Source organism: uncultured Mucilaginibacter sp. (assembly GCF_937859865.1).
Lineage (GTDB): Bacteria > Bacteroidota > Bacteroidia > Sphingobacteriales > Sphingobacteriaceae > Mucilaginibacter_A.
Genome location: NZ_CALMAT010000112.1, coordinates 18,632 through 29,572 on the forward strand (window position 1 = coordinate 18,632; position 10,941 = coordinate 29,572).

12 protein-coding genes (1 of these 12 running past the window's edge) are annotated in these 10,941 nt (G+C 42.0%); 8 read left to right on the forward strand and 4 right to left on the reverse strand.

The genetic code is table 11. The features are described 5' to 3' along the window. The 8 genes from Q0192_RS11575 to Q0192_RS11610 all read left to right on the forward strand — a co-directional run. Positions 1–267 carry the 3' portion of an NADH:flavin oxidoreductase gene (locus Q0192_RS11575; RefSeq protein WP_299289640.1) on the forward strand. The gene continues 843 nt to the left of window position 1, outside the view, so 267 of the gene's 1,110 nt are visible here — the last part of the coding sequence; the start codon falls outside the window, past its left edge; it ends in the stop codon at positions 265–267. Between the two features lie 167 nt (positions 268–434). Beyond that, complete coding sequence (locus Q0192_RS11580) at positions 435–1,298, forward strand: SDR family oxidoreductase (protein ID WP_299289641.1); 864 nt, start codon at positions 435–437, stop codon at positions 1,296–1,298. A 64-nt stretch (positions 1,299–1,362) separates the two neighbouring features. Then, entirely contained in the window at positions 1,363–2,088 is a 726-nt protein-coding gene (locus tag Q0192_RS11585; RefSeq protein WP_299289642.1) for a hypothetical protein, read from the forward strand. 53 nt (positions 2,089–2,141) lie between these two features. Next, positions 2,142–2,906, forward strand: coding sequence for an alpha/beta fold hydrolase (locus tag Q0192_RS11590; protein ID WP_299289643.1), 765 nt, complete (start codon positions 2,142–2,144; stop codon positions 2,904–2,906). An 85-nt stretch (positions 2,907–2,991) separates the two neighbouring features. Continuing rightward, positions 2,992–3,783 carry a hypothetical protein gene (locus Q0192_RS11595; RefSeq protein ID WP_299289644.1) on the forward strand — a complete coding sequence of 264 codons (792 nt, stop codon included), beginning with the start codon at positions 2,992–2,994 and terminating at the stop codon, positions 3,781–3,783. Positions 3,784–3,908: 125 nt separating this feature from the next. After that, positions 3,909–4,517 (forward strand): GNAT family protein, encoded by a 609-nt coding sequence (locus tag Q0192_RS11600; RefSeq protein ID WP_299289645.1) that lies wholly within the window; start codon positions 3,909–3,911, stop codon positions 4,515–4,517. Positions 4,518–4,615: 98 nt separating this feature from the next. After that, entirely contained in the window at positions 4,616–5,095 is a 480-nt protein-coding gene (locus Q0192_RS11605; RefSeq protein WP_299289646.1) for an inorganic diphosphatase, read from the forward strand. Between the two features lie 8 nt (positions 5,096–5,103). Continuing rightward, positions 5,104–5,613 carry a 2'-5' RNA ligase family protein gene (locus Q0192_RS11610; protein WP_299289647.1) on the forward strand — a complete coding sequence of 170 codons (510 nt, stop codon included), beginning with the start codon at positions 5,104–5,106 and terminating at the stop codon, positions 5,611–5,613. A 47-nt stretch (positions 5,614–5,660) separates the two neighbouring features. On the opposite strand, the gene Q0192_RS11615 is transcribed toward Q0192_RS11610, so the two are convergent. The 4 genes from Q0192_RS11615 to Q0192_RS11630 form a co-directional block, all read right to left on the reverse strand. Then, positions 5,661–8,384, reverse strand: coding sequence for a carboxypeptidase regulatory-like domain-containing protein (locus Q0192_RS11615; protein ID WP_299289648.1), 2,724 nt, complete (start codon positions 8,382–8,384; stop codon positions 5,661–5,663). Between the two features lie 275 nt (positions 8,385–8,659). After that, on the reverse strand, positions 8,660–9,244 hold the full coding sequence (locus Q0192_RS11620; RefSeq protein ID WP_299289649.1) for a YceI family protein: 585 nt from the start codon (positions 9,242–9,244) through the stop codon (positions 8,660–8,662). A gap of 91 nt (positions 9,245–9,335) precedes the next feature. Further along, positions 9,336–10,553 (reverse strand): amine oxidase, encoded by a 1,218-nt coding sequence (locus Q0192_RS11625; RefSeq protein WP_299289650.1) that lies wholly within the window; start codon positions 10,551–10,553, stop codon positions 9,336–9,338. 89 nt (positions 10,554–10,642) lie between these two features. Continuing rightward, positions 10,643–10,941: PhzF family phenazine biosynthesis protein (locus Q0192_RS11630; protein WP_299289651.1), on the reverse strand; the 299-nt coding region annotated here is incomplete at its 5' end.

Below are 10,941 nucleotides of genomic sequence, written 5' to 3' on the forward strand. Positions count from 1 at the left end.
GGCTGGGCAAAAAAAATAACAGGAAAAGCTACAATTTCGGTTGGTTCGGTTGGTTTGTCGGGCGAGTTTATGGCTGCTTTCGCCGGAGAAGCATCTCAACCAAAATCATTGGAAGAATTGGTAAACCGAATGGAAAAAGGCGAATTTGATTTGATCGCCGTTGGACGCGCTTTATTGGCCGACCCGGAATGGATCAAAAAAGTAACGCAAGGCCGCACTAACGAGTTAAAAGGCTTTACAAAAGAAGCATTGGGAACTTTGGTTTAATTGGCTGATACTTCTTTTAGCACCAATTTTTTATACAAAGCCGGGATTCGTTCCGGCTTTTTTGTAAACCCGTGTACCAAAATCAAACCTGAAAAAGAAATAAATTTTATTATTGATTAAACTGGTTGGGTTTTTGCAAAGCTAAACGCAAAACTAAAACGACTAAAATGGAACAAAAACCAACCGGATTTTCAGGAGATGAAAAACAAGAATCCCAACCTGGCATTGAAGAACAAATGGACCCAAAGCCAGAATACATCAGCGAAAGCTACCAAGGTTCGGGCAAACTAAAAGGAAAAAAAGCCTTAATTACCGGCGGCGATAGCGGAATTGGGCGTGCCGTTGCTGTCCATTTTGCACGCGAAGGTGCCGATGTGGCGATTGTTTATTTAGATGAAGATGTGGACGCCGAAAAAACAAAAGCTTTGATTGAAGCGGAAGGCGGCAAGGCATTGCTGATAAAAGGCGATGTGAGCGACCCGGAAACGAGCGTAAAAGCCGTGCAGCAAACCGTGGAAGCTTTCGGCGGGTTGAACATTTTGGTGAACAACGCGGCGCAGCAATATCCGCAAAAAGACATTTCCGGCATCAGCAACGAGCAGTTGGAAAAAACGTTTAAAACCAACATTTTCGCGCATTTTTACTTTGCAAAAGAAGCATTAAAACATTTTCAGGAAGGCGATTGCATCATCAACACCACTTCGGTTACGGCTTACCGTTCGTCGCCAAACTTGTTGGATTATTCCTCCACCAAAGGTGCCATCACTGCTTTTACACGTTCGTTGGGAACGAATTTGGCGGAGAAAAAAATCCGCGTAAACGGAGTAGCACCAGGCCCAATCTGGACGCCGCTGATCGTATCTACATTTGACAAAGAAAAAATCGAAAGTTTTGGAAAAGACGTGCCGCTTGGCCGCGCCGGCCAGCCATCAGAAGTTGCACCGGCTTATGTTTTTCTGGCTTCGCAGGATGCATCTTACATTACCGGGCAAATCATCCACGTCAATGGCGGCGAAGTGGTGAATGCGTAATCAAATTTAGAATGATAATTTTGGAGGCCGGATTTTATTTTCCGGCCTTTTTTTATTCAAACCGATGCTTCTTTTACCCAATAAAAATCCAGATCAAAACCAAGAAGCCATTGTTTTGCTGGAAAAAGAAATTGCTTTGTTGGAAGCAGAACTGCGCGAATTAGAATCGAACTTAAACATTTTTCAAACTAAAATCCGTTCGGTCTTATCTGCCCAAATTAACCGTATTCGGGCGTTAACAGATCTTTATAAATCACAAAAACAGGCGAAAAAGCTAAAGCGGCTGGAGCAAAAAAAGCGCGGCAAAAATTACAAGGAGCCGGTGGGTTTAAAAGTGAACAATGCTTCTTTTACCACACAAAAATTGGTGTCGGCAGATGACCAGCAGGAACTGAAACGCTTGTTTAAAGAAGCCGTGGTGCAAATCCATCCCGATAAATTGACGGATGCGGACGAGGAACTAAACCAGCGCGCAACCGAAGTTACGGCCCAACTTAATGAAGTTTACCAAAACGGCGATTTGGACGAAATGAGCCGTTTGCACGAATTTATCGTCAGCGGAAATGCGTTGACTTATGTTCCCGATCAGCCTCAAACCATCAAAGATTTAGCTGTAATGATTCAATTTTTGCAAGATAAAAAACGCAAAGTTTTACAATTGATTGCAGAAATCAAATCATCAGAACTTTATCAACTGTGGACAAACGGAAGAGATCCGGAAACGATTATTGCCGAACTGAAATTAGCTTTTGAACATCGGATTGCGGTGCTGGAAAAGCGAACCAGATAACGCTAACACAAATTATAAACGCAACTGTTAAACCGCAAAGCTTTAAATAATTCATGGATATTATACCTTATTCTGATCCGCAAAACGTTGATTCTACCCAAAAAGAAATTTTGGTTTTTTTGCATTACTTTGGAGGTTCGGCGCAAAGCTGGGCCTGGACAATTCCATATTTGCAGCAGGATTATCAATGTATCGCCTTAAACTTGCCTGGTTTTGGCGGAGAACCGGCATTGCCCGAACCTTCTATTGCGGCCTTTACTTCTTTTATCCTGCAAAAACTGGACGAGCTGAACGTTGAATCGTATGTGTTGATTGGCCATTCGATGAGCGGGAAAATTGCGGTGGATGTGGCTACCAACGATCCTAATTTTTCGGTCAGGCATTTGATTTTGGTTGCGCCTTCCCCGCCAACGGTTGAACATATTGGTGATGCAGAATTGCAACGGATGCTGATTCACCCAAATCAAAAAGAAGCCGAAACGACTGTAAAAAGCATCACCATAAAACCTTTGACGGATGAACAGCGGAAATTGGTGATCCAAAACAATTTGGAAACCGACCCGAAAACCTGGGACTGGTGGCTGCTGGAAGGCGTGCATCATTCTATTGCCGATGACGCGGCAAATTTGTTTTTGCCGATAACGGTGATTGCTTCCGAAGATGACCCGGCCATTAGTTTTGAAAGTATTTTGAAAGAAGCAATGCCGCATTTGCCCGATGCAAAACTGATTGCCACAAAAGGTATTGGCCATTTAAGCCCGATGGAAGCGCCGGAATGGCTGGCCGCTCAAATCAAAAATGCGCTTGCCAAAGATTGATGCATACTGTTTTTACCGGCAAAAAATTGTGCTGCTATTTCTTTAAAACAATGAACCATCAACTATTAACCATCAACTAATACAATTGAAACGCTACCGTTTTTTTGAGTTTGAAGATTACCATTGGTTCCCGGATGTATTGCGCACCGGTATGTTGGATTATTTGCGTTTTCTGATCCGGCTGCTGCGTGTTTACCATTCCATCACACCAATATTATTGGAAGTATTGGAAAAAACCGGCGAAACGCAAATTGTAGATTTGGGTTCGGGCGGCGGCGGGCCAGTGTTGCAGGTCCGGCAAAATTTGAACTTGCAAAACAAGAAAGTTACTTTTATTTTGACCGATAAATTCCCAAACTTGGATGCCTGGCGTTATCTCCGCGAAAAAACACAAAGCCAAATTGATTTTTATCAAGATCCAATTGATGCAGAAAACGTTCCGGTTGAATTGCATGGCGTGCGGACTTTATTTTCGGCAGCGCACCATTTTCGGCCAGCACAAATCAAAGCCATGTTGCAAGCTGCAGTCAATCAAAAGCAAGCCATTTGTTTGTTTGATGGCGGCGATAAAAACTGGTTTTTCCTGCTGGGTTCGTTGCTTGTGCACCCGGTAGTTTTCTTTTTTTGCACGCCGTTTTTGCGCCCGTTTAAAGTTTCGAGATTGGTGTTTACTTATCTCGTTCCGCTTATTCCATTGACAACAATTTGGGATGGCTGCGTTTCACTTTTGCGCTTGTACCAACCACAAGAGTTTTTACAATTGGCGCAATCCATTCCCACAAAAACTTATACTTGGAAAGCCGGAAAGACCAAAAACAACTTGAGCGTGCATGTTGCTTATTTAATTGGATACCCAAACTTGGACACTAAAATTTAGGTGGTAAAAGAAGCATTGCTTTCAAATTAAAAATCAAAAGATTAATTTCTATAAATCCAATTGTATTTAAAATTTCGATCTTTAAATTATAACTTGTACATTTTTTAAATTATACAAAAAACAACATGCTTCAACCTTTTGATTTTTCTGCAGATTATGTTTTAGAAGATGATTTTGTACAACTTCGTCCGCTTAAAGAAACTGATTATGAAAACCTGCTTCCTTTTGCATTAGATGAACCTAACATTTGGGCGTTTTCTTTGGTTGCGGTTATAGGTGCAGCAGGTTTGAAAAACTACATCCAAACAGCCATCGCTGCACGTAAAGAAAACAAGGAATATCCGTTTATTGTGTTTGATAAAAGGCAGCAAAAGTATGCCGGTTGCACACGCTTTTACGACATCCAACTGCAAAACCAAACATTACAATTGGGTTTTACCTGGTATGGAAGCCAATTTCAGGGAACCGGATTAAACAAGCATTGCAAGTTTTTGCTATTGCAATTTGCTTTCGAACAAATGTGCATGGAGCGGGTAGAGTTTCGTGCTGACAACAACAATAAAAAAAGTATTGCGGCCATGAAAAGTATCGGCTGCACGATAGAAGGTATTTTGCGCAGCCATGCATCAATGCCAAATGGCAGCCGCCGAAATACGATTATTTTGAGTGTTTTGAAAGACGAGTGGTTTGGTACGGTAAAAGAAGCATTAGAAAGAAAGATTTCGGGTAAATAAAAACCGAAAGCAAAAACCCACATGTTATTTTTCTTTTCCCAAACAATAATCTCTTATAAAGTAAACATTAATTGCGTTTAAGTAGTTATCCTGCTACTATGAAAACTGTAACCGCAATTATCGAAAGCCCGAAAGGGCAGGGCCATAAATATGATTATGAACCCGAAAGCCACTGTTTTAAACTAATGAAGGTTTTACCTGCGGGATTGGTTTTTCCGTTTGATTTTGGTTTTATCCCGAAAACGAAGGGCGAAGACGGCGACCCGCTTGATGTGGTAGTGGTTTCTGAATTTCCAACCTTTCCCGGATGTTGTTTAGATTGCCGCATTATTGGCTCGATAAAAGCGAACCAAACAGAAAAAGACGGCGAAACTGTGCGGAACGACCGTTTTTTGGCAGTGCCCGAAGTTTCGCAATTATTTAAAGAAATAAACGATATAGACCACTTGCCAGCACATATTGTAGACCAAATCGAAAACTTTTTTAAGAACTACAACGAACAGGCAGGCAAAAAATTTGAACCTTTAGAAAGGGTAAAGGCACAGCAAGCTTTTGATATGATTGAGTTTGAAGATTGATTAATATAATGTTATCAGAAAAACCTGTCATCCTCACTTTAAAAATAAACCCGGAAGCGGCTGCTTATTTTACTGATTTACGAAAGCAGCATTTTCCCGCCGAACGTAATTACCTGGATGCGCATTTAACCTTGTTCCACCATTTGCCCGGAAATGAAGACACCATTTTTGAGGTGGTAAAAACAGTATGCGCCCAACAAAAGCCAATGGTTTTGCAAGTTACCGAAGTTGTAAGTATTGGTGCAGGCGTTGCTTTCAAAATAGAAAGTACAGAACTAAAGCAACTGCACAAAAACCTGCAGCAACAATGGCAGCTTTGGCTAACGCCGCAGGATAAACAAACGCTTTGGCCGCATATTACCATCCAAAATAAAGTTGACCGGCAAACTGCGGTACAACTGCAACAAGCCTTGAGTTTAGATTTTAAACCGTTTGAAATTCAGGGTTTAGGTTTAACGCTTTGGGAATATTTAAACGGCCCGTGGCAAAAAATTCAAACTCTTAATTTTAAAAATTGAATTTCAGTGCAATGCTTCTTTTATCGGTATAAATTTAGCGTAATTGTTTATTGCACTTTGTACCGGTAATTAAACCGGCCGATGTTGCCATCCTTGTCCATACCTTCGGCAATAACACGGTAAGTGCCTTTTCCGTCCGAATTGTAAAATTCAACAGCAGCGTTTCCTTTTGCATCGGTCAGCACATTTGGGTTCCAGTAAATGGTGCTGCGGTAATCCAAACCTTGCATTGTGCTTCGGCTCACTTCATATTTGGGCGAATAAAAAACGCGGCTGTTGGTATAACCTTTGGGCACAAATTTTACAACACTTGGCTGCGGAAGCAAGTCTTCCAAATCTTTCATGGTTACTTTTTTCTTGACCACTTTTTTCATGTTCACCACCAAAACGCCGTTTGTGTTATACGTGCGGTTGATGCCACTCAAATCATCTTTTAAAAATACCTCAACAGATTCTACATCAGGTGCTTCCAAACTATTGAGGTAATTGATATCAACCGGCATCCCGTTAACAAATACTTGCACCGGCGTTTTATTTCCGTTTTGGTAATCGCGCCGAACAAATAAATTATTATCTACATAAGTTAAACCCAAAAGGCTGCCTTGCAAACAAGTTAAAAACTGGCCACATTGCATCAGCCGATCGCCCTGAACTGCCTGGTCGGGCATTATACTCAATCCGGTTAAAGCCGGAAAATCAAGGTGGCTTGGTTTTTTTACATTCAAAACGCCTTTTACGGTTACTTCTTTTAAAGTCCGGCCGTTAAAATATTGCCTTTTGCTGTTTTGCAGATAAGTGTTCAACGTGCTGTCAATATTTAATACTTCATCCGGCGATTGCGGGTTTTTACTGGCAGTTTGTGCGGATGTTCCGTTAAGCATGATCATCATGTTCCGGCTGTTTGAATTGCCTTTTGCACTTAAGATTACTTGGGAAGAATCAATCACCAAAACTTTCGGAAAAGTAAAAACACCGTTTGCATCGGTTGCGGCCTGCGAAGTATAATTACGGTCTGGGACTTGCAGTTTAATTACGCCGCGTGAAATCGGCATCCCAGTCAAATCACGCAATGTACCAGAAATATCAATCCCGGCTTCGGGCAAAAACGTAACCGGCGGATAAGTGCCTGCTAAAATTGCCGGGTAAGCAAACCGGCGGTAACCTTGCGTCAGCATCAAAACATCCAGCTCGTCAGCGGTTTGTTCGTTTGGGTTTTTGAAATAATAGTTTGGTTTCTCGATATAACCTTTTAGATCCGAAGTTAGGAGCAGATTGGTTAAAATGGTTGTTTCCGCATTTTCATCAAACGGGACTTTACTTTCATCAATTACGGCCACGGCTAAACTGGCTTCTGAAGGCAGCGTTTTGCTTTTTGTGGTTACGTTAACCCGTACTTTTTCACGCGTGGCATAATTGGTTTTGGCCGAATTTAAGGCAATATCCAACTGGTCGTTGTGCTGGATAAAAAACAAACGTTCGCAAAGCGGTTTTCCATCCGATAAAAACAAGGTGAGCTGAATAATACCGGTCGGAAACTTTGTTTTTGGGATAGCTGCGCTATAAACTATATTCTGAAGCGAACTTTGCGCTGCATAACAGATGACATTGCCAACGCGGCCAACCAAGTAGAAACTTCTGTTCTGGTTCTTTTTCAAAAAAGCGTCATTGGTTGAAATCCGGAGCAGTAGGTTTGTTGGGTCAGCATTGTTTATGGATAGGCTGATGCCTTCGGGGTTTACACGCGGCAGGTTTGCCGTACTTTTAGAACCATCTGCAAAAACGAGGTTTGCACGATAAGTTTTTCCTGCTTCGGCCTGCATCACAAACGAACCCATACCGAGATGGGCAGCATTAAATTCAGCTACTGTTTTGCCGTCGTTATCGGTAACCGTCCCTTTTAAACTGATGCCCAAACCATTTGGGCCTACTGCTTTTACCGCTACTTTTGTGCGGGTGCCGGCAATCATTTCCCCGCCTTCCGGAAAAAACTGAACATCTGCCGTAGCTGTTGCCGTGTGCAAAGGGAACGTGCTGGTAACCGATTTTTTATCGTTTGTGCTGATGGCGGTAAACAAAGTTCCGGTGGTAAGCGCCGTGTTTTGTTTGCTGGCGATGTTGACCGGCAAAAAACCTTTTTGGTCTGTTGTGCCTTTGCCTTTTGCCACGGTTTCGTAATCCACATCTACATGCCAGCTTACTTTTTTGTTGGCCAAGGGCGCGCCGTTTTCGTCCTGAAAATAAACGCCAGCGTTAATTTTAGACGGAGTTTCTTTACTTGTTCCCGAAAAAGAAATCCGCGTTACCACATTGTTTTCGAGCAGATCGCCAATAGCAATATTTTTGTTGAAAAAGTAATCCGGGCCATCGTTGCGCATATAATTGGTGTAAGCGCGAATGTGATAATTTCCTTGTTTGTAAATGAGCGGCTGCAAAGTAACATCGCCGGAAGCTATGCTGTTTACAACAGGCAGTTTCAGGGTTTGCACCAATGAATCGGCACTGGTAAAAACATCAACATAAACAATTTTGCTTAACGGCGAAGGTTCGTGCAAGCCAATGGTTACGTAAGCTTTAAACCAAATGGTATCGCCAACGGCATAATAAGGTTTATCAAAGTGGAGGTAAACTTTTTCAACCGGCCGCCCTTCGGCAAGTTTGCCGGTTTTGCCAAGGATGGTTTGGAGGCTGACAGTATCTTTTTGCGCAAACGCTTTGGATAAAGGAGCCGAAAAAAGTATGGATAAAAGAAGTATCAGTTTAAAACGAGGCATAAATTTGTGTTGTAGCAAAATCAGGCTAATATAACCCTTTCGGCCCAACCTTGTAACAGGCAAATTTAGTTTAACATTTTTTTACTGTTAAAGAAAGGCTTGGAAAGGAAAACTAACTTTTCTTTTTTTTAGCTGATAACGAAAGTTTGTTGAAAAACATTGTCGAGATAAAAAAAACAGTAAAAGAGGTATTTATCCAAAACTTCATTAAACAAAAAACGACAGCCGATCTGGCCGTCGTTTTTTATGCCGTAAAAGAAGTATTGTTAAAGCAATTACTTCGCCTGCGCAAATTCCAGTTTCAAATCAATGGTAACATCTTTGCCAACGGTTGCGCCGCCTGCTTCGGTTGCTGCGTTCCATTTTAAACCATAATCAAAACGGTTAATTACGGTGTTGGCCTTAAAACCAACTTTGGTATTGCCATAAGCGTCTTTGGCCGTTCCGCCGTAAGTAACATCAAATTTTACCGGTTTGGTTACATCGCGAATAGTTAGGTTCCCCGTTAAAGTATATTTGTTTCCGGCCAGTTTTTTCATGGAAGTACTTTTAAAAATCATGTTAGGGTATTTCTCGGTATTGAAAAAATCATCGCTTTTTAAATGCTTGTCGCGCATTTCGTTGTCGGTATTTATGCTGGCCACATCGATAGAAAAATCAACATTGGCATCGGTAAAATCTGGTTTGGTGTTTACCATCGTTCCTTTAAAGGTTTTAAAGTTTCCTTCCACTTCAGAAATCACCAAATGTGTAACCGTAAATTTAGCAGAAGAATGTGCAGGATCAACATTCCATTTGGTTTGTGCAAACAAGGCAGATTGGGTTAAAACCAACGCAGCGGCAATCATTAATTTTTTCATTTTTTGTTTGGATTAGGTTAGGTATTTATTTTTATGCCGTAAAAGTAGCATTCTGTAAACACCCTTTGTTTAGTAAAAGTCAAAAAGATGTTTAAACATCTTTTTGACTTGTTTCCTTAACTAAACCTAATCTTTGCGAAACTTCATAATCTGGATCTGCCACTGCGGCAACTACCTGTGCTTGTCCGGCTAAAAATGCGGCCGCATATTCCTGGTGCAACACGCGCTTTGGCAGTTCATTCGGATAAAATTCCAAATCCCACAAACCGGCTTGGTGCCAAATGGTCAAATGGTCCCAATCCGGCCGGTCAATGATCGGGTAAATGCAAATGCCCCATAGCGGGATTTTATTTTGAAGGAGCAAAGCTGTTTCATCCGCAATATATTTTATCCATTTTGGCCGGTCTTCTTTCGGGTGGCTGGTTTCTGATAAAACCACGGGCCGCTGGTAACGCTGGTAAGCCTCAGTAAGCAAGCTGCTAAACGGACGGAAACGGCTATCGCGCGGCTCGTCAATCCACTTCAAATACTGGTGCGTAGTGCTTACCCATTGATTGTTGTAATAATAATTAAAGCCCAAAATATCCAAATAATTGGTAGAGCCGCCGAGTTCCGGGCAAATTTTCCCCGACAAAATATCCAACACCTGGTACTGGTTCTCGTGCAATGCTTTGGCCGCCAAAAGTTCTTCTTCGGTAGCATCAAACGGCGGCACAACTTGGATCAGTGGTTCTGTCGTCATGATCCTGATTGAAGGGTCAATTTCGCGCATGCTCACAATGCCATCAATATAAGCACGCATCAAAGCATATTTCAAATCCCAGCCCTGTTTTATGGCATAAGGTGTAGTCCCGCGCACTTCGCCGCCCAGCCAGGAAACAAAACCGACTTCGTTTATCGGGGTAACAATCAGTACATCATCCGGACTTACCGAACGGTAAAAATGGACAAAAGCACGGCACAAAGCCGAAAAACGCGGCGTAAAATGAGGATGCGTCGGCGTTAAATCATCAGGAAAACCAAAATGACAAATATCCCAAACCTGTTGGATGCCACTGGCTTTTCCTTTTTCAATCATCAAGGCAACGGTTGTCCAATCGTATTCGTAAGGCTTTTTTTCTACGTGGCTCCATTGGATTCCTTCGCGCACTGTTTTGATGTTGAACTGCGCCAAATCCTGGTAATCCTGGTCTATCAATTCTAAATGGGCCGTTTCTTTCAGCAAATCCACACGGTTTCCGTAATAATTTAACTGATCGGTGCATTCGTAGCCGGCCATCCAAAAGGAGCGGAAAGGGTTTTTGTTCATGCTTGTAATTTTTGTATCGGAAATATAGGTTTTAACAGAAAGATAGCTATTTTGTGCGGATTATTTTTTACAGGATAAGCAATAGTTTTTTACGGAACCACAATTTCTCCGCGTAAATAGGTTACGGCTTTTCCCGAAATCAATACCCGTTCGCCTTTATCTTCGCACCAAATTTCGCCTTTTCTTGCCGAAAGTTGGTAAGCGTGCATACTGTTTTTACCCAACCTTTTTGCCCAATACGGGATTAAAGTACAATGTGCCGAACCGGTAACCGGGTCTTCGGGAACGCTGCAAGACGGTGCAAAAAAGCGGGAAACAAAATCAACTTCCTTGCCGGGAGCGGTAACGATAATGCCGATGACATCAATCTTTCCTAACAAAAAGAAAT